This window comes from Streptomyces sp. NBC_01689 (genome assembly GCF_036250675.1).
In the GTDB taxonomy this organism is placed as follows: domain Bacteria; phylum Actinomycetota; class Actinomycetes; order Streptomycetales; family Streptomycetaceae; genus Streptomyces.
On sequence record NZ_CP109592.1, the window covers coordinates 24,860 to 43,505 of the forward strand.

At 68.9% G+C, this 18,646-nt stretch carries 17 protein-coding genes; 6 read left to right on the plus strand and 11 right to left on the minus strand.

Annotation, left to right across the window (positions count from 1 at the left end; all coding sequences use genetic code 11):
- Nucleotides 1–836 precede the first annotated feature (836 nt).
- A complete protein-coding gene (locus OG776_RS00090) occupies nucleotides 837–965 on the plus strand; it encodes a hypothetical protein (RefSeq protein WP_329317974.1) in 129 nt (42 codons plus the stop codon).
- 560 nt (nucleotides 966–1,525) lie between these two features.
- The gene (locus OG776_RS00095; RefSeq protein WP_329317976.1) at nucleotides 1,526–2,341 is read left to right on the plus strand and encodes a pentapeptide repeat-containing protein; all 816 of its coding nucleotides are present in this window, start codon (nucleotides 1,526–1,528) and stop codon (nucleotides 2,339–2,341) included.
- A gap of 39 nt (nucleotides 2,342–2,380) precedes the next feature.
- On the opposite strand, the gene OG776_RS00100 is transcribed toward OG776_RS00095, so the two are convergent.
- The 3 genes from OG776_RS00100 to OG776_RS00110 form a co-directional block, all read right to left on the minus strand.
- Entirely contained in the window at nucleotides 2,381–2,998 is a 618-nt protein-coding gene (locus tag OG776_RS00100) for a DNA-binding protein (protein ID WP_148007346.1), read from the minus strand.
- Nucleotides 2,999–3,236: 238 nt separating this feature from the next.
- A complete protein-coding gene (locus tag OG776_RS00105; protein WP_329317979.1) occupies nucleotides 3,237–3,812 on the minus strand; it encodes a hypothetical protein in 576 nt (191 codons plus the stop codon).
- A 100-nt stretch (nucleotides 3,813–3,912) separates the two neighbouring features.
- On the minus strand, nucleotides 3,913–5,376 hold the full coding sequence (locus OG776_RS00110; protein ID WP_329317981.1) for a DNA cytosine methyltransferase: 1,464 nt from the start codon (nucleotides 5,374–5,376) through the stop codon (nucleotides 3,913–3,915).
- A 565-nt stretch (nucleotides 5,377–5,941) separates the two neighbouring features.
- On the opposite strand from OG776_RS00110, the gene OG776_RS00115 reads away from it, so the two are divergent.
- A complete protein-coding gene (locus OG776_RS00115) occupies nucleotides 5,942–6,091 on the plus strand; it encodes an aKG-HExxH-type peptide beta-hydroxylase (protein WP_148007343.1) in 150 nt (49 codons plus the stop codon).
- Between the two features lie 327 nt (nucleotides 6,092–6,418).
- On the plus strand, nucleotides 6,419–6,553 hold the full coding sequence (locus OG776_RS00120) for a hypothetical protein (RefSeq protein ID WP_261994372.1): 135 nt from the start codon (nucleotides 6,419–6,421) through the stop codon (nucleotides 6,551–6,553).
- Nucleotides 6,554–7,878: 1,325 nt separating this feature from the next.
- On the opposite strand, the gene OG776_RS00125 is transcribed toward OG776_RS00120, so the two are convergent.
- On the minus strand, nucleotides 7,879–8,178 hold the full coding sequence (locus OG776_RS00125) for a recombinase family protein (RefSeq protein WP_329317983.1): 300 nt from the start codon (nucleotides 8,176–8,178) through the stop codon (nucleotides 7,879–7,881).
- A gap of 246 nt (nucleotides 8,179–8,424) precedes the next feature.
- Between OG776_RS00125 and OG776_RS00130 the strand changes: the two genes are divergently transcribed.
- A complete protein-coding gene (locus OG776_RS00130) occupies nucleotides 8,425–8,805 on the plus strand; it encodes a hypothetical protein (RefSeq protein ID WP_329317985.1) in 381 nt (126 codons plus the stop codon).
- A 772-nt stretch (nucleotides 8,806–9,577) separates the two neighbouring features.
- Here the strand turns inward: OG776_RS00130 and OG776_RS00135 are convergent.
- From OG776_RS00135 to OG776_RS00145, 3 genes are all read right to left on the minus strand, one after another.
- Entirely contained in the window at nucleotides 9,578–9,781 is a 204-nt protein-coding gene (locus tag OG776_RS00135) for a hypothetical protein (protein ID WP_329317987.1), read from the minus strand.
- 348 nt (nucleotides 9,782–10,129) lie between these two features.
- Nucleotides 10,130–10,375 carry a hypothetical protein gene (locus OG776_RS00140; protein WP_329317989.1) on the minus strand — a complete coding sequence of 82 codons (246 nt, stop codon included), beginning with the start codon at nucleotides 10,373–10,375 and terminating at the stop codon, nucleotides 10,130–10,132.
- A 125-nt stretch (nucleotides 10,376–10,500) separates the two neighbouring features.
- Nucleotides 10,501–11,223: a recombinase family protein gene (locus OG776_RS00145; protein ID WP_329317991.1), complete on the minus strand. Its 723-nt coding sequence runs from the start codon at nucleotides 11,221–11,223 to the stop codon at nucleotides 10,501–10,503.
- A gap of 1,493 nt (nucleotides 11,224–12,716) precedes the next feature.
- Here OG776_RS00145 and OG776_RS00150 point away from each other — a divergent pair.
- Nucleotides 12,717–13,166 carry a hypothetical protein gene (locus tag OG776_RS00150; protein WP_148007341.1) on the plus strand — a complete coding sequence of 150 codons (450 nt, stop codon included), beginning with the start codon at nucleotides 12,717–12,719 and terminating at the stop codon, nucleotides 13,164–13,166.
- A 316-nt stretch (nucleotides 13,167–13,482) separates the two neighbouring features.
- Here the strand turns inward: OG776_RS00150 and OG776_RS00155 are convergent, their stop codons facing one another.
- From OG776_RS00155 to OG776_RS00170, 4 genes are all read right to left on the minus strand, one after another.
- A complete protein-coding gene (locus tag OG776_RS00155; protein WP_329317993.1) occupies nucleotides 13,483–14,271 on the minus strand; it encodes a hypothetical protein in 789 nt (262 codons plus the stop codon).
- A gap of 941 nt (nucleotides 14,272–15,212) precedes the next feature.
- The gene (locus tag OG776_RS00160) at nucleotides 15,213–15,785 is read right to left on the minus strand and encodes a transcriptional regulator (protein WP_148012496.1); all 573 of its coding nucleotides are present in this window, start codon (nucleotides 15,783–15,785) and stop codon (nucleotides 15,213–15,215) included.
- A gap of 12 nt (nucleotides 15,786–15,797) precedes the next feature.
- On the minus strand, nucleotides 15,798–17,483 hold the full coding sequence (locus tag OG776_RS00165) for a helix-turn-helix domain-containing protein (RefSeq protein WP_329317996.1): 1,686 nt from the start codon (nucleotides 17,481–17,483) through the stop codon (nucleotides 15,798–15,800).
- Complete coding sequence (locus OG776_RS00170) at nucleotides 17,480–17,794, minus strand: helix-turn-helix domain-containing protein (protein WP_187285885.1); 315 nt, start codon at nucleotides 17,792–17,794, stop codon at nucleotides 17,480–17,482. The genes OG776_RS00165 and OG776_RS00170 overlap by 4 nt, the downstream gene beginning before the upstream one ends.
- Between the last annotated feature and the right edge of the window lie 852 nt (nucleotides 17,795–18,646).

Here is an 18,646-nt window from a genome sequence, read left to right on the forward strand (position 1 = left end):
GTCGACACCTTCGTGACGGAGGCCGAACCAGCGACGGGTGCTGCTCAGTTCGACCAAGAAGCGGTCAGAACTGAGTTCCACGCCGACGGCAAAGCTCAGGTACAGCTGAAGAGGTTCAGGCAGAAGCAGGAGCAACTGCAGGCGGCCGGTTGATTGCAGGAGTCCGGGTCGTGGTTCACGGATCACAGACAGAGATCGGCGACATGTCGGCTCGCCTGTCCCTGCGCCTGCGGATATCAGCGAACCGCACCATGACCGTGCGTCGCACTGAATCTCCTGATATCGCCACGCGCTCGCAACGCCTCTGCTATCAGGCTCCGGAGGCACGGTGGACAGGAAAGTCTCGAAGCGAAACCGAGAACACGGTCCGAGCGCACCTGCCAGGTGCGGTGCGGGCCGGAGCTGCGGGACATGCTGCCTGGTTTCGCGATGGTCGGCGTAGTGGTGCTCGTGTCCCTCGCGCTACTGCCTGGCTCTACACCGCGCTCGGGGTCGGCGGCCTGGTGCTGGGTGTGGTGCTCCTTGGTACGGCCGCGATCGGCGGGCTGCGCTGGCATCGAGAGGTCGCGCGCCGGCGGGGCGGCCGCTACTCCGCGGCGGAACTGTCTCGGCTCGATGACCGGGGGCTGACGGTGGCGGCCACGCGGATGTTGCGGAGGGATGGCTGGCACGTGGTCGACGTGGGCGAGCCCGGTCGACCGCGTCTGTACGCGAGTCGTCAGGGTCGCCAGCTGGATGTCGGCTTTCGCCCGGTGGACTCTGCGGACGAGGGTGGGAGCGGGTTCGCTCCGCTGCGCGAGGTAGGCCGACCTGGTCCCGATGGCCTGCTCCGAGTCGTGGTCCACCGCGGCGACTTCAGCCGTGCGGACGTGCTCTGGGCTTCGCGCCAGGGCGGTGTTCTGCTCGACGGGAACCAGTTGGGGCGGTGGGCGGCGGGGTCGCGGCTGGACGAACTGGGCCTGTGACCGCGGCGGACTATATGGACTGAAGCCTACGAAAATTGGGCTTTCTTTACAGGCAACCGTTGCGGGTGGCTACCGTCAGACGATGACGTGGTGGCAAGCAGCCCTGTGGGGCTTGGCCGGCGGCGGAGCCGCTTCGCTCGTGTCCTTCTGCGGCTCCATCATGTCTGGCGGGTACCGCTGGCCGTGGCAGCGGAGACTTGACACGGTAGGGCCCCGACTGTTCGTACTGGGGAGCGGGCTCGTTCTGGGTGCCGTGGTGGCGGCTGCCGCACACGATCAGATGAACGGGCCGTGGCCAGCCTTCATCTTCGGCATCGGTGCGCCCGCCACAATCCGAGGCATCCTCTCCGGGGTAGAGGTCGGACCCTCCATCCAACCGTCAACCGGGCCTCCCTCGATTTCAGGCAGCCAGGCGAGTGCCCCTCCGCCCCTCTCGCGCGCGACTGAGGATGGGGAGATCCGTGAAGACGCGTCCTGACTCCTTCCTCGGCCGTGTGGCTCGGACCGCGCGACCTTCACGTCCCTGGCTAAGTATTGAGGCATCTGCCTGGTGGACCCGGGTGCTCTTGGCCGGCGGCGCCCGTCCCCGTTACAAGACCATTCCAGCTGCCTCGATCCTGGCCAGCCCAGACCGGGCCAGCCCAGACCTGACCGGGGCGGACCTGACCGGGGCGGACCTGACCGACTCAAACCTGTCCTACGCGAACCTGTCCTACGCGAACCTGACCGGTGCGGACCTGTCTCGCGCGTACCTGTCCCGCACGGACCTGTCTCGCGCGGACCTGGGCCGTGCGAACCTGACCCGCGCGGACCTGACCTTCGCGGACCTGACCTTCGCGGACCTGACCCGCGCGAACCTGACCCGTGCGAACCTGACCATCTCAGACCTGGGCGGCGCGTACCTGACCGGCGCGTACCTGACCGGCGCGAACCTAGCCGACGCGGACCTGTCCCGCGCGGACCTGTCCCGCGCGGACCTGACCGGCGCGGACCTGACCGGCGCGGACCTGACCGGCGCGAACCTGTCCCGCGCGAACCTGGGCAGCGCGAACCTGACCGGCGCGAACCTAGCCGACGCGGACCTGTCCCGCGCGGACCTGCGCAGCGCGGACCTGACCGGCGCGGACCTGACCGGCGCGGACCTGACCGACGCGGACCTGGGCAGCGCGAACCTGACCCGCGCGAACCTCACCCACGCGAACCTGACCGACGCGGACCTGGTGGGTATCACGTGGTCGGATTTGACTGTTTGGCCGACTGAATATCGCGCAGTGATGTTGGAGCGGTCCGTACCGATCGGGGTCGGCCTCTGGCGCGTGCAGGGGTCAGGGAACAGCGGCGCCGACCTGTCGGTGCCTCCGATCCCTGTGGGCTGACGGCTCAGCTCGAAGGCTCCAGCACCACTACAAAGGCGTTCAAGAACGCTTCTGCAGCTGCTGGCGGGCGGCGGCGAGTAGGCGCTCTCCGGTCCGCCGGCTCACGCTGTAGCGCTCTGCCAACTGGTCGGCGGTTACGGTCCGGTTCTCCGCTTCGGCTGCGGCGAGTTCGGCGGCAACGGCGGGCACGCGGTCGTCAGTGCGCGGGCGGGGGGAACGGTTGCGCGGGTCGCCTGGCCGGCGGCCCGCACCGGTGCGCTCGGGGTGGTGTCTCTGGTCTCCGGCGTCGATCCGGGCCTGCACGACGTGCCGGGGCCACCAGGGGCGGCCGTGCAGCTCGACGCCCTTGGGCAGATAGCCAGTGCTGGCGTACGCACGGACGGTGGAGGCGTCGGTGCCCAGGACTTCGGCGGTTTCGCCCACGCTGAGCAAGTCCTCGGGGTGAGGCTCGGGGGTGGGCGCCGGCGGGACGGGCTGGCCCTCGAGGTAGGCGTGGGCCTGGGCTGCGTCGTACAGACGCAGTCGCTCGCCGGGGTTGGTGACGGGCACCCGGGCGCGGAAATCGGTGCCGTGGCGCCGGCGCCACGTGTGCAGCTCGATGCCTGCGGCCGCCGCGATGCTGGCCTCCGTCATGACGGGGTGGCCGTGGGGGATCATCGGTGCGTCTCCTGTCCGGTATCAGGGCTGTCGCCTGAGGCTACGGCGATAGACTGCCGCGGTCGCGCCCTGGTGGTGTTGACGGGTCGGGACCGGTGGATACCGACCGCACCGCTCTTGGGCGGGGCGGGCCGCCGGTCCCTTTTTCGTGCTCGTGCCCACCGGCCAGCACCACGCACCAGCGGGCGGTCCGGTCGGGCTCGATGCCCGACCGGACCGCCACTACGGCTGCCGGGTGTCAGCTACCGCTCGTAGGCGCCGATCGCCTCGCGGACCTTGTCGGCTCCGATGCATCCTCCGTCGTGGCGGAGGACGGTGGGCGGCTGGCCGTTGCGTCCCCGGAGGTGCGACCAGTAGCGCGGGCCCTTCCATCCGCACAGCTGGCACTCCATGACCCAAGGTTGTCACTGCCCGGGTATCCGCCGTACGGCGTCCAGCGGTGCGCCTCCAGTCCGGCGAACGCGGTCCGGGCCGACGCGATGTTGCGCGCGGTCTCGGGCATGCGCGGGTGGAGCAGAGGAACGGTCTCCGGCTTCACCAGGGTGGCGGCGGCGCTGTCGACCACGCTCTGCGGGGTGATGCGTCCCTCCGTGAACTCGGAGTAGAGCCAGGCGGCGGCTGCCGGGCTGCCTCCGCCACGGCGCGGGCCTCCGTCCGCCACGCGGACGTCGGTGGTGGTCCCGGCCGGTACGGCATACCAGACACCGTGCCAGCGCAGGGCGTGGCCGATGAACCACGTTCCGACGAGAACGGGGTAGCGGCACTCGATGTCCGGCTCCCCGAGCCGGTAGGGCAGTTGCGGGGTCTCGCTCATGAGGTGGTCTCTCCTGTCGCGTGCTGGCGGGTCGTGCCGGGCGGGGCGGATACCGACCGCCCCACCCGACATTTACAGCGTTACAGCGTTAGCTGACTGGCTAGAGGACGGCGGCGACGCGTTCGCCGATCCACTGGGCCACGTTGCAGGACACGGCGTTACCGGCCTGCATGGTCTGCTCGCCCTTGTTGCCGCGCATGATGTAGTCGCCGGGGAAGCGCTGGGCGGCCAGCTGCTCGCGCGGCTGCAGCATCCGGAAGTGGCAGTCCTCGACCGTCAGGGCCGCGTCTGGGACGCAGATCCCGGCGGAGTCCCGGGTGGCCAGGGTGAGGAGCGGCTGATCGGTCGGCTTCGCGGTGCCCTTGCGGTAGGGGATGACCAGACCGTGGTGGCGGCCCGCTGCGGTGACCGTGGCGAGCGGCTGATCGACGGCGGCCGCCCCGCCGTTGCGGCGGAGGGTGACGACGTAGGGCATGGTCACCAGGGCCTCGGTGTCCCGGGTGGTGCGGGTGCGCATCGGCTCGGCCAGCGGCGTGCCCGTGTCGTTCCACGTGCCTCCGGCCGGTACGAGCATGCCGTGCCGGTCCTGCGGGAAGAGCAGTCCCTCGCCGATCTTGCGCGTGCGGGCGGGGAGGGGGACCCGCGTGGGGTCCTGGGCCCGCCCGTCGTGCCCGGAGTGGTTGAGCGTCAGGAGGCTGACCCGCTGCGGGTACTCGGCCAGCCCAGCCGAGATCCGGCGCAGGGTGGCGGCCGCCAGCGGGCGGGAGCGGTCCCCGATCCGGGATCCCAGGTTGGTCCAGTCGATCGCGTCGGCGGCCGCGCGCACGTAGGGCTCCACCAGGGCGTTGCGGCACTTCGCGTTCGGGCACCGGTAGTCGTACTGCTGCCGGTACTTCCCCACCGTGCGGCGGGGGTTGCGGAACGCCTGAATGGCCTGAACGTCTTCGCCGCACTCCGCGCACCATGCCAGCGGGCGGGGCCGGACGTCGGGCAGCTTGATGCCGGTCCGCGTGAAAACGAGATAGATCCGGTCCCGCCACTGCGGTGCGCGGGGGTTGTCCGGGCCGCCCACGTGGGCGGAGGACACGGACACGATCTGGGAGTTGTAGCCCAGCTGCTCCATGCCCGAGCGCCACCAGCCGAACAACGGCCACTGCGTCACGAACTCCACCACGTTCTCGCACAGGACGGCGCGGTACCGGTGCACCTCGGTGGCGCGGATGACGTCGTACGCCGTGGCCCGGGTCCGGATGAACGCCTCGGCCTCGACCTCGTCCTCCTCGCCGAACGCCAGCTGTCCGCCGTTACGGCGCTGGGTCCCCCCGGCGGGGCTCATCTCCGTGCAGATCGGCGATGCCCAGAGCACGTCCGTGGTGGGCAGGCGCCGCATGTCGTAGTTGTTGACGTCCGCACAGACGTGGTCGGCCTGGCGGTGGTTGGCGCTGTGGGTGTCGATCGCCACCTGGCTGTGGTTCGCCGCGAGCTTCAGCTCATACCCGGCGGCCACCAGACCGGTGCTCGATCCTCCGGCGCCGCAAAAGATGTCCGTGAAGGTCAAGGACATTGCTTCCTCCGGTTCTTCGTTGACGGGTCGTCGGGGGCGGATACCGTCCACCCGTTCCGACAAGAACAATATTACAGCACTAGGTGACACTCGTCCAGAGTGGGATGCGTGTTTCCGCAGATCAAAGGGGGTTTATAGGCAACGGTGGCGCGCTGAGCGGAGCGCCCCCACGGACCTGTTCCACATCGCGGCAGCTACTGCTCCCCCTCGACCACGACCGGTGGTGCGGTCTCCTCGCGCGCCCGTCATCCGCGACGGCGGGAGTACGACGCCCGGCCCGCTCGCGGCCCGGCGGACGGCTCCCCGGAGGCCAGCCCGGCACCCCTCCCCTCCCCGCCGGCCGTTCAGGACGCGCGCAACCGAGCCGCCGCGGCCGGGAGCGCGCCCGCCATGTAAACCGCCCACAGATGCCGTTCCCCCTCGTGTATGAGAACCAGCACACACCACCCTCACTGCGTTGCCCTCCGTGGCGACAGAAGTGCGGCGGCCGACTCATGGATCGGGTAACAGTCGCGTGGACTGTTACCGCGTCTGACCTGGGCAAGTTCCAGAAATCCGACCGGAGATGAGGGGCCGGTACGAGCGGCCAGGGCGTCTCTGCCTCGACTCCGGACGCAAGGTCCGGCTGCACTTCGCCCCCTGGCGTCCCGACCCGCGCCCCCTCGACAGCCTGCTCCAAGGCGCATACGCATTCTTCGAGGTCAGCGCGCTGTGACAGGGGCATCCGTGTCGCGGGCAGCGCCGGCGCCCAGCAGGCAACGACCGCTCTCTGCCGAGCGATCCCCGCTCACTAGCATGCAAGGTGGGATGCGAACCCCCGCTCTGAGCTGGGGTTTCTCAGTGAATTCACGATCGGTGATTTCACTCGAAGCGATAAGGAGCGCCGGAATCCTTTCGGGCGGCCCGCTCGGTGCACATTGCGCACAGTGCGGATGGTCGACATGAAAGCCGTGACGGTCCGTCGAATGGTGTAATGTCACTAATACCTCTTCGGCTGGCTGGGTGGCATCCAGCTGGTTCCATCCAGCGAGGGGAGGTATAGGTGATCACCGGAACGGAGTCCCGCGACGCGGGCGACGGTTCGGTGTGGGCAAAGCGGATCCGCCGCGTCACAGACGCGGTCCGGCTTGTAGGCGCCGTGTTCCAGGCCGTGTACTACGGCTTGAAGCTCTGGTGACCTGCGGCTGAAGAAGCTGATGGGCCCGACCCTCTCGCGAAGGGTGGGCCCATCGACGTCCCTCACCGAGGTTGAGCCCCACGTGTTTCGCTACCTGGCGGACCGTGGGGCTCAGTCATGTGCGGGTCGTGTATGTATCCACACTACCACGAACCCAATTCCCGCTTTGAAGATTCGACTGGTCCCACCGAAATGTCGTGCGCGCCAATTGGTCACCGACATCGAATTACGTGAAGTGAATCAGTCTCGGTGAATTACGCATCGCCATCCGTGATTTGAGCGCGGTTGTCAATTGGCGTTCGGAGACACATTGACAATGCTGCCAGGACGCACATTGGCAATGCTGTCCGACAGGGCCGGCCAGCAGGCATCGTCGCTGACGCCCGTCATGACGGGCGTCACCAGCGTCGTCGCCCGTCGTCGCCCGTCGTCGGAGAGCCGACGACGCCCGTCACGCTGCTGAGGCAACCCAGGCAACTTGACCGTGCACGCGGTCAAGTTGCCTGGGTTGCCTCTCGCTCACCGCCCTGCACACTCGCGTTGAACGACGTTGAGCGAGGAGGCTGAGCCGATCTGTCCGACGTTCAACAGGTGGACTGGTACGCCGTTCAACAGGTGGACTAGTCGTCTACCCGGCGTTACACACGGTGGAACGAGTGGTCTACGCCGGTATACGCCTCCTTTACCGGCCTCTTGCTCGCGGCTGTCTCACGTCCCGGCCGGCCTGTCTCACAGGGGTTCCAAGGCCGTCCACCTACCGTTGAACGCGGTATACGGGACGTGCACCATGTTCCACAACTGGCTGGCTCCGGCTCACGGGTGTCTCGCGCCGGCTCGTCTCTCTCGCGGGTGTCTCACGGGTGTCTCGCGCCCGCTCGCCTCTCTCTCACCGGCGTCTCATGTCCCTCGCCGCACTCTCACCGGCGTCTCACGTCCCTCGCCGCACTCTCACGGCTTCTGTCATGCCTGAGGCAACCCAGGCAACTTGACCGCGTGCACGGTCAAGTTGCCTGGGTTGCCTCAGCAGCGTGACGGGCGTCGTCGGCTCTCCGACGACGGGCGACGACGCGGCTGACGCCCGTCATGACGGGCGTCAGCCGGCTCTCTCATCTCGTCGGATTGGCCGCGCTCGCCGTTTTGAATCGACCTGCCATTTCTGCTGCTCGCGCACCCGCACAATCACGCGTTGCAGACGTGCCGCCGGGTGCTTTGACGATTTGGTGTGCCGTCAAACGAGGTTTTCAGCAGGTCAGTTACCCGTCGCTCAGAGGCGGGCTGCCTCAGCCAGGGCGTAATGGAGGGGGACCACATCCTCTGCCCTGGGGTCAGACATAGTCGGGTCTTGTGGCCGCTACGGCATCCGCTTGCAGGGTCGGGGGTCGGTCAGTGGGGTTGGCGAGGATCCGGCGGACGGTCTCCGGGTGCCATCGATCGCCCCGCTTCGGTCGGATGGCTTCGGCGTCTAGGACGGCGGCAATCTCGCGGTACGACAGCTCGTCCTCGTCCCGGAGTTGGCGGGCGCGATCGCGGCCGGCCTGCTCCATCTCGTCCTCGGTCAGCTCCGTCTTGTGAGCGTGCCAGCAGGCCCCGGACGGCCACTGTCCGGGGCCTTGCTGCGTCTTCATGCCCTCACGCCCCCAGGGGCTGGGTCGCACCGTGTTCGCCCTGGGGGCCCCACGCCGTGAGTCCCGCGTGTTACGAAAGCCTCGCCCGTGGCAAACTCTGGCTTGCCGCGGACGAACACGTATCCGCAGCAGCTCCTGCAGCCCCGTGAGGGATGTGGGAGCTTTCTCGTTTCTGCGTACCCCTTCCGCTCTCCATGGCCTCGGTCCCCTTCGACCGGGGCCTTTCTCGTTCCTGGAGGTTGTGTCGTGCAGGTCGTCTCAGCCGCGCTGTCAGCCGTCGGCTCCCTGTCGTTCGTGCTGGGCCTGGTCGTTCTGGTGGTCGTGTTCGCGGTGTTGTTGTTCGTCGTCCGGCCCGTGGTGAAGAAGACCCGGGCCGAGGACGTGCCGGCAACCCTGGTCGGGTTGAGCCATGTGATTGCGGCACTGGCCTCTTTCCTGCCCTGGAGCGGGCGGCGCTCCCCGGCGCAGACGCCCGAGGCTCCGAGTGCAGACGGCCAACCTGGCGGCGCTGCTCCGACGTCCCCCACAATCATCACCACCGACCGTTTGACGGTGATGCGTCCACCCGATCCGCCGGAGGCCAGCGGGCTCGGGCAGATCACGGCCGCGCCCACAGGGGGAGAGTAGGGATGTCCGAGGTCCTCGTTCACCGCTGCGCCCACTGTGCCGAGCCGGTGAAGGCAGCGGGTGGAGGCCGCCCGCGCCGGTTCTGCTCGTCTGCCTGCAGGCAGGCGTCATACCGCGCACGGCACGCTGCCGCGATACCGCTCGAAGGATCCGGACCTGGTCAGAGCACGTGGCGGGTCAAACCCCGGTCGTGCCGTGCGGTTCCGAGCCTAGGGCCGGAAGGGATGGTGCCTTTCCTTCGCTGCCCCCTGTCCCGCGGCCATAAGGGCTGGCATCGCGCCCTGGTGGGGGTGCCCAAGCCGTGGCCGCAAGAAGTCACGCTGTGGTGGGCTGGCTGGGAAAGCAGGTGGGGGTGGGCCGGAGGAGAAGTCGGACGGTCTCCAGCAGAGCTGTACTACTCCTGCAAGAACTGTCTCCTGCCGCGCGGTCACGCAGGAACCTGCCTCGAAACGGACACTGTCTGGATGGACGAGGCCAATATCCTGACGCTGGACCGCCAACTTGACCGCGTAGTGCGGCTGAGGATCTCCCTCCCGTCCCCCGGAATCGCCGTCCCGCGCTGGTTTCGCGCCGGATGAGGCCCCCGCTATCCGACGCGAGGCGCGCGAGCCACCGGGCTGTCCAACAACCGATCAGTTGTCGGACACCATGCGGTACGCGGCTACCGAGCGGCGAAGAACGGGTTGTGCGCGTCCAAGAACGACGTCCAGGACGGGCCCGACCGCGTGAGCGCGGTCGGGCCCGTCCGTACGCGGAACGTCACCGGTAGCGGTTAGCGTCGATTGCGTACGTTGATCTGAGCCCCTGCGAAGGCGGCGCCGATGGTGCCCACCGCGGCAGCGGCCTCCGTGTAGTGCGTCAGGGCCAGCACGACCACGGCCGCCATGGACGCGAACGTGGTCGCGACGATGGCCCAGGCCAGCCAATCCGGGTCGGGCTCAGGGGGTGTGGTTGCGGTACCTTCGACGGGCGTCACTCGGGCAGTTCTCCTTTCAGCAGGACGGACCACCTCGACGCAACGAGAGGGAGATCCTCATCGCGGCCCTTGCTTCCTACGGCCGGCCGCCGGGGGTCTCCCTCCGTCGTGTCGAGGGGAGTTGGTGGGCATAACCGTACTGGGCGCCAGGTACAACGCCCTTTGAGCTGCCCCGACCGGGCATTTCGGAGGTTTCTGGTTCCAGCTAGGGCATTTTTTCGTAGTGGGGGGAACACAAGCTCAACGGATGTGTATCGTCTTTGTCGTCCTCTTGCCTTCGCGCGGGCGCCTTTAAAAGCGCAGGTCAGCGGCTTGAGTAGACGTCAGTCCGCAGCGAACTGCTGTGTCTCAGCTCACAGAAAAATTGGGCGGGTCGGTGTCGGATGACCGCTTGCTCGCCCTTCTCACCTGCCTTCCTTCGCAAGTGGGGGCGTCTCCTGTGGCTGTCAGCGCTCTGACCTCTTCTTTCGGCTTCCGAATGAGCTTCCCGAAGGTGTTCATGTCGTACAGCGCGTCCTTCATGTCCCGCTTGAGCTTGTCGCCCTTCTCTACGGAGTCGCTGATGAGGAGAGTCATCGAGATGGTGCTGAACACGTGCCCCTCGGCACAGCGGACACCGGTCCGCCGAACTTGCCGCCGGCGTGCAGCATGGTCGCCTTCACCATCGAGACGCCCGCATCACACTCGTCCCGACCTCGGCGTCCCCGTGCAGGACCGAACTACGTCGTCCGCTTCCGCAACGTCGGGGGCCGGTCGGTGGGGTTGGCGAGCATCCGGCGGACGGTCTCCGGGTGCCAGCGCTCCCCGCGCTTGGGCCGGATGTCCTCGGCTTCCAGGACGGCCGCGATCTCGCGGTAGGACAGTTCGTCCTCGTCCCGGAGCTGGCGGGCGCGGGTCCGGCCGGCCTGCTCCATCTCCTCCGGGGTGAGTTCCTTCTTGTGGGCCTGCCAGCCGTAGGGCGGGGCGCCGTAGGCGTACTCGCCCTTCTCGCCCTTGATGCGGCGGCCGCGGCGGAGCTTGGCGACGGTCATGCCGCGGTCGAGCTGTGCGAAGACGCCCATCATCTGGCGCATGGCGGTGCGCATCGGGACTTCGGGGTCGTCGGGCAGGATCTCGCCCTGGTCGGCCATGAAGGCGCGGCCGCCGTGCTGCCAGCACTGGGCCAGGGCTGCCTCCTGCACGACCAGTTCGCGCGCGAGGCGGTCGAGGTTCGGCGCGATGATCCCGTGCACGCGCTTCTCCTCGACCCACAGCAGTGCGGTGGCCAGCTCGGGCCGCTCGTCGCCGGCGACAGTGCCGGACACCGCTTTCTCCACGAAGAGGTGCGCGAGCTTGTGGCTGTGCTCGCGGGTCCAGCGGCGCACGATGCGTTCCTGGTCCTCCAGCCCGAATCCGTCCAACTGCCCGCCGGTCGACACCCGGATGTACCCCGCGAGCCGCATCTGATCGCCTCCAACGCGTTGACCTGCAGTGTCACAGATATTGGTGTAACTGTGACTCCCTGAGCCACTGGTCGAGTGGTGCGCACATGTTCCGGCCGTAGCAGCGAGAGAAGAGCGGCTGTGACCAGCCTTCCGCGTGTCCGGCGATCGCGGGGATCGTTGAGAAAACATCGCGCGCTGCACCGCCCTGCGGACATGCCCACGATGGATGGGGGCCCCAGTCTCACCCCCTGGACTCGGGCCCTCCTTCGTGCCCCTGCAGGACTGGGGCTGTGCCGTCGTCTGCGCGCACCACCTTCCAGTTCGTCCCGCACCGGGTCTGGCAGGGGGTGGTCCTGCGTCCAGCCGATGATGTGCCAGCGACCTCGGTTCCGTGGGCCATGCCTCTCCACCGTCCGTCACCCCATGTTGAACCGGGTTCTCATCGCCAGCGGACGGCAGTACCGCAGCCGACTCCTCGCGCCGGCCAGCTATCACCGCAGACGGGAGGGCTGCGTCAGACCCTCCCAGCCTGTGTCTTTTCGGCTCGAAGGCACCCCCAAGGGCCCTGGATGTCTCGCGCGGCCGCCAGGACCTCACCCCACGCCCGGCCCTCCGGGGCCCGCACCATCCCCACAGGCGACCCGCCCAGCGCCGTGACAGTCGGCGGAGTCCCCCGGTCCCCTCTAGGCCGGACGTACCTCGACGGCCCGTACGGCGGCATCCGCCCGTTCGATCGCGTAGATGACGAGCTGCCCTTGCCTGACGAAGTCGACGAACCTCACGGCCTGCGCGTGAAAAGGGACGTGTTCCTCGCCACCGCACGGGGCGATGACCCCCGACCCCCGCGCAGGATCGAACGAAATCACCGTGCCCGCCCGCAGAATGCTCCGCACACCGCCACCTCTCCTCCAACGCGCCCGGCCGATCCCTTCATCTCCTCGCGGAGCGGAACATAGAGCAACCCGGCCTCCCCCGGACAGAGCACACAGCACACGCACTCCGGGCCGCCGGCACGACAAGCCCACAGCACCCGCATGGCGGCATCGGCGGCCCCGAACCAGGAAGTCACCTGGGATAGCACGACCGCCGCAGCAGTCCGCAGCCCCGCACCCCGTCAGTGGGTCCGCCTGAGTGGGACGATTTCCGTGCTGCGGGTCAGGCATAGTGGGCCGGACGGCTTCTGGAGTGGCCCAGCGGCGCGACGATGGTGATGGGCTATTGGCAGTGCGGGCAGTTGCGTGTCGCAGTGGGCGCCATGGGGCGCGTTCGCCGTGGCCCTGGCGGCTCCCGACGGTTCGGACGGTGGGCGGAACGCGGGCAGCCTGAGGGGCAACTGACCTGACTCTTGGGATTGTTGTTCCTTGTGCTGCCAGTGGGATTTCCGTACCGTGATCAAGTAATCCCCCGGACGCCGCGCCGGACCACCGGCCTCCGGGGGAACGACCGCCTCTCGTGCCCGCTCCGCGGCGTGCGGGCGGCTGTCGCACGCGCTGTATTCGGGGAGGAAATACGTGATCCGCATCCGCACCACCATGACCGCCGGTGCCGCCTTCGTCGGCGCGCTCGCGCTTGCGCTGTCCGCCGCCAGTCCGGCCGCCGCCGCCGACGACTCCTGGCAGCAGGGGACCAGGACGAGCAACCCGGGCAGCGCTGCCCTCTGCGTGGGTTCGCCCGACAAGGCCAGGGTCTGCTTCAATCCGACCGGTGACAAGATCTACGTCTACGACGGCGACGCCGACAGCGCCTCCGCGGTCGCCGACTGGGACAACTACAAGCACTGGAACGACACCAGCATCTACCGGTCCGGCCAGTGCGTGAACTCGGAGGGCGCCGGCACCTGGGTCGTGTGCAACAAGGACTTCTACGAGGACGGCCTGATCCTCATGAGGGCCCGCACCTACGACCGCAGCGCCGGCCAGTGGACCGGCTCCTACGGCTACGAGTCCTTCAGCACCAGCTGATCTGATCCGTCTCCGGCAGACGCGTCCGGCCGCGCCCCGATCACCGGGCGCGGCCGGACGCGCTGCCGGAGACGAACAACGTCACGCCGGACCTGACTGGTCGTGGAAGTCGGCGCCGACGTCGCCCGCGACGCGGCCGGCCGGTGGCGGCATCCCGCACGCCGGCCCCGCCCCCGCACCGACCTCGCTCCCAGCGATGTCCCCCGCGCCTCCGGGCGCACGTGATCAAAACGCTCGCAGCCCCGGCCGGTGTCCCGGCCGGGGCTGTCGACGTGCGTGGTCGTGAAGGTTCAGCAGTCTGCTTGTGCTGAGCCGCTCAGTTGGCGCGGAGCGTCCTGACTCCGCCGGCCTCGAAGTCGTAGATGTTCCGGTTGATCCGCAGGCCGTCGACGGCGCCGGCCCACAGGTTGTCGCGGCCCTTGCCCACGGCCGCGGTGTAGATGGTCGGAGCCTGGCCGCCGTCGTTGAGAGCGGTCTTCAGCTGCGGGAAGGTGCACGGGGTGCTCTGGTTGCATCCGGTGACGGTCCCCGCGTTGCCCGTGAGGAACCATGTGCCGCTGGTGGTGGCGTCCAGGTAGGGACTCCAGCGGTCGGTCACCGGGGAGGCCGGCGGAGCCCACACCATCGAGGAGTAGGTGGTGCCAGGCGCCGCGGTCAGGCGCGGGTTGATCTCGAACCTGATGTTGGGCATGTTCCCGGGACCGCCGTGCGTGGTGTTCTCGCCGGTCTGGAAAACATGGAACCCGACCCTGGTCAGCCCCAGGACCGGGTCGCCATAGAAGTCGACCTCGTTGCCGAAGTCGACCTTCTCACTGGGCGGGGTCAGGGAGGTGGAGTTGTCCGCCACCTCGATACCGAGGCTCCCCGTTCCGTAGGGCGGCCTCGCGGCGCGGCCCGTGACACCGAACGAGCCGAACGGACCGTTCCGCAGCGCGGCGACCGGAGAGCCGATCGTATTGCGGGTGATCACACCCCAGTGATCCGAGCCGCCCTGAGCTGGGCCAGTAGCGGGCGCCGCCGATCCCGGGACCGCCGACACGGCGATCGCCGCCAGCGTCGTGATCCCCAGCGCCATCGTCCGTTTCACGCCGGACAGAGCATTCACGTCCTGCTCCCTTTTCGTGGGTGGTTGAAGCGCAGGACATGCACCTGCACGGGCCCTGCGTCACGCCCGTCACATAAGCACTCTCCCGTCGTGGCATATGCCACGACTCGCCTGCATATGCCACGATTCGCCCGCACGGTGGCATAGAGAGCCACCCTCCCGGCGCCCTGCTCCCAGAGCGAGCCCGCACGCTCACCGCTTCGACCGGGTGGGCCGCCACAGAAGCTCGCATGTCACACGGTGTCGCCGCCTCCGCACCGACCTCACCGCCGCCGACCTTCCGCACACCACGGCATCCGCGTGATCGATACGCAAGCAGCCCCGTCCGGGTGCGGGGCCTGGTCGGGGCTGTCCAGATGCGTAGCCGTGAAGGGCGGTCGCCTCCGCGGCGCGCCGTCCGGCCCTGCGCACACGCGAAACGCAAGAGCACACCGGAAAACCAGAGTCAGCGCCCCGCCGCACATGCATCGGAGAACGGGCCGTTCAGGAGGTTCAGTCCTCGCCCAGAATGATCGCGGTGTTCGGGGTGCCACCCCCGTTGTCCTCCCGCAGCGCAGGATCCGCATCCGTCAGGATCGCCGGCTCGCAGGTACGAACAGGCTCCCCGCTCATGTGCCGGCTGCTTATCAAGCCGTCTTCTGCCGACGCCTCGCTCACCGTCCCACCCCTGTTCCTCTCGACCTATTCCGGTTCGACGCCCATGCCGACCCAGAGGGTCGGGTACCCCGCCAACACCTGCCCTCACGGCGCGACAGCATCGGAGAGCAACTCCCGCTGCAGCCCCGCCCCGACCTGGGGGCGTGGATCGCGGACCAGCGGCGGTAACTACGCGGCGGGGACGCTGGAGGCCTCGCGTGCCGCGGAGCGGGGTGGCCCGGGTCGCGGTGTCATACGCCTCGGCCCGGACCGGGACGACCTGACCGACACCAGCGTCGGAAAGGTCAGGCGGCGAAGCCGACGTTGGTGACGTATTCGTACTGGCCCCACTGGGAGCCTAGGTCGATGACCTGTTCCACCCACGCGTCGTCCAGTTCCTGCTCCGCGCCGGCCGCCCATGCGGCGACGATGCGGTCCCAGCGGCGCACGTTCATGTGGCGCATGCCCACCTCGCGCTGGAGTGGCCGGGAGACCTGGGACTGGTTGAGCGGGTGGATCTCCACCCGGGTCCCGCGGCCTTCGCGGTTGAGGCGGGCGAGGAGGTAGCGGGCGACGTTCTCACGCCGCACGGTGCGGTAAGCCTGCTCGATCTTCTCCAGCGTCGCGCGGCGCGGGGTGACGGAGCCGTCGCGCCAGCCCCTGAGTTGGGCTCTGGCCGGGGTGAAGCCGAGGGCGGCCGCGGCGGCGCGGGCGTGGGCGGTGCGGGTCAGGTAGTTCAGCCGGGCGGTGAGGCCGCGGCGGGCGGTGACGGGCGTGGCGATGTAGCCGGCGAGGTTGTCGAGCTGCCGGGCGACGGCTTCGTGGCCTTTGATGCCGCGGGCCCCGAATTTCCCGAACTCGATGGTGCGCTCAGGCATGGTCTCCGGTCCTCAAAGTCTGTGGATCACTGTACGGGCTCCCGGAGGCCGAGGGGCCGCCCCGGCAGGGGGGATCGGCGCCGGGGCGGGTGATCGGCTCCAGGGAGAACCGTCAGGGGCGTTCTGAGGGGTCTGTGGATCAGTGCCGACGGTGTAGACGTCCTTGACCTTCACCTCGGTGACGCCGCGGCCCTCGGGGAACACGGCCCGCCAGTCGCCGATGACGTGCAGTTCGTCGGTGCCCATCGCGCGGAGCACCATGAGGCCTTCGTCGTAGGCCTTGAACGCTTTCGTCCAGAGGTTGGCGAAGGCCTGGGAGCGGATGAGGTGCATCCAGTCGGTGCGGTAGAGCTCGCGGTTGTAGTTCGACTCCCCCAGCGTGGACACGAACTTGGAGTACATCGCCTTCACGTACTCCAGCGTCACCGGATCGTCGTCGGCGATCGCCCGTTCGCGGGCGTCGCGCAGGGTGGTGCGGAACTTCTCCAGCAGGCCCTCGGTGGAGCCGGACGTCCACGACTCGTGGATCTCCGGCGGGTCGCACAGCCCGTACTTCGGCCCGGACAGGCGCAGCAGCAGGCGCAGGGTGGGTTCGGTGACCCACAGCGGTCCGTCCTCGTCGCGGTCGCCCAGGGGGTTCGGCAGGACGGTGTGGTGGTCCCAGGCGGGCGGGGTGATCAGGTGCAGGCCGGAGCGCTTCCTGTCGTGGTGGTCGCCGGTGGAGTGTTCGAGCTGTCCGAGCGGCAGGTGGGTCTTGAGGGCGGACAGGTAGGCGCCGTTGAGGTCCAGAGCGGTCACCTCGTGCCGGCCGGCCGGGAGTTCGGCCCGCGTCCATCTGGGGCGGGCTTCCCATACCTGGTCGGCGCCGCGGGCGGTCTGCTTGCGCAGGATGTCCGGCAGCCACGGGTGGGCGACGATGTCGTAGCGGCCGCCCCTGCGTGTGCGGTCGAGCAGCGCCATCGCATCCGGGATCGCCCGCTTCAGCAGCGCGGCCGTCGCCGCTTCCGCATCCCCGCCGTGCTCCTCAAGCGCGGCGGCTACGGCGGATCCGACCGCGTCGGGCAGGTCCTCGGTGGCCTGCACGCGCCGTCCTACCGGCGCGACCTTCACCCCGTGACCGCCACCGCGGCCGGCTTGCCGTCCGTTCCCCGCCGACGCCGGCCCGGCCGTCTCCGCTCGGTCCGCCCGACCCGGGCGGACCGGCTTCGAGGGCGCGGCAAGGTCTGCGTCCGGTGCGGGCGTGGCGACGGGTGCGGGGGCCGCGCATTCGGCGGCATCGAGGTGCTGGGGGAATCCTTCGACCTGGTGGCGGGCTGGCTGCCCGCACAGCACGCAGGGGCGGGGCGTGGCCAACTCGTCAGCGTCCTCCTCGTCGTCGGTGTGGCCCGCTTCCGCCGGTTCGTCCGCCGGTTCGTCCGCCGCTTCGTCCGCCGCTTCGCCGTCCGAGGCTGTGACAGCGTCCAGTTTGGTACGGGCTCCCTCGAGGAAGTACGCGTACTTCTCACGGCTCTCGCCGCCCGGGTCGCGTCCGGACTCCCAGCCGCCCACCGTGGAAGGACTCACGCCGAGGACCGCGGAGAGCTGGGCACGTGAGAGGTACAGCCCCTCACGCAGGCGTCGCCGCTCCTCGGGAGGGGGCAGGGACACTTCCTGCTTGGCCGCGGCGAGCAGGGCATCGATGGCGTCGAACCCGGTCACCGTACGCTTCCGTCCTGAACGGCCTGACGGCGGGTACCGGCTGCCGAACGCTCGACAGGTCGGAAGCGCTGGTCGGGCAGAGCCTCCATCGCCTGCGTGGGTCCGGCCAGGAGGTCGAGGGTGCCGATGCCGTAGTGCGTGGCGACGGCGTCGCAGTCCGTCAGACTCCATGCCGCCGTGCCGGACTGCCGGCGACTCACCTGGGCCTGGCTGACTCCGAGAGCGGCTGCCAGATCGGCCTGCGATTCGCCCGTCGTATGCAGAAGCGCTGCCACGGCGGATCGCATCCGCTCATCGAGGCTGATCCTCATAACATCAAAGGTACCACTTTTTTCGTATCAGGTATGCGGATATAGCAATTCTCTGCGGCCGGACCCTCTCTTCGATCTGGTTGTCCATGAGGTGAGTTGCGGTCAGTACGGCGACGGCACCTCGTCCTTGGCGGTGGTGCAGGCCGATACGGGCGGCGATGTCACGAGCGGCAGCTGGGCTCCGCCGGCATAGCCGCGGGCCTGGCGCCCGCACCCGGCGTCGACCCGCCTGCGGCCTCCTCGAGTGGGTCTTCCCAGTAGGCCAGAGGTGAGGCCCGATGGCGCCGCGGCCATCCGCGCATGCACGGAGAGCAGTGGACCTTCGCCCGGCTCCAGCAGTTCAAACGACTCCGCATCCGCTTCGAGATACGCGGCGACCTCCACCTCGCCCTGCTCCGACTCGCCTGCAGCATCATCCGCTTGAGACGCCCGCGGACCTCGTTCCGACCATGTATTCACCACGAAGCGGATCCTCACCCCCGGACTTCTCGGGGCGAGGGTCCGCCTTCTTGCGTTCTGGGCCGGAAACCGGTCGGGGCCAGAAGCATCGGGCCCCGGAGGCGCTCACCCGTGCGCCCTGGAACGGAAGCGTCTGCACGATCGCTCGGCCAGGGATGGAGGCTGTGGCACTGCTGGGTGAGGCGGATCGCGTTGGTGTACAGAACAGCGCAGGCCCGCCCTGTCTTCCACAGCTGCGGGCCGGTTCCGAAATCGACGCGTACGTTGCCGTTGACCATGCAGCGGCCACCGTGAGCCTGCCCCTGGACGTGCTGGTACCTGCTGCCGGCCGCGTCGTGACCGTCGAAGTCGATCCACCGGTTGCAGATGGGCCACCCACCGGTGGGTGACAGG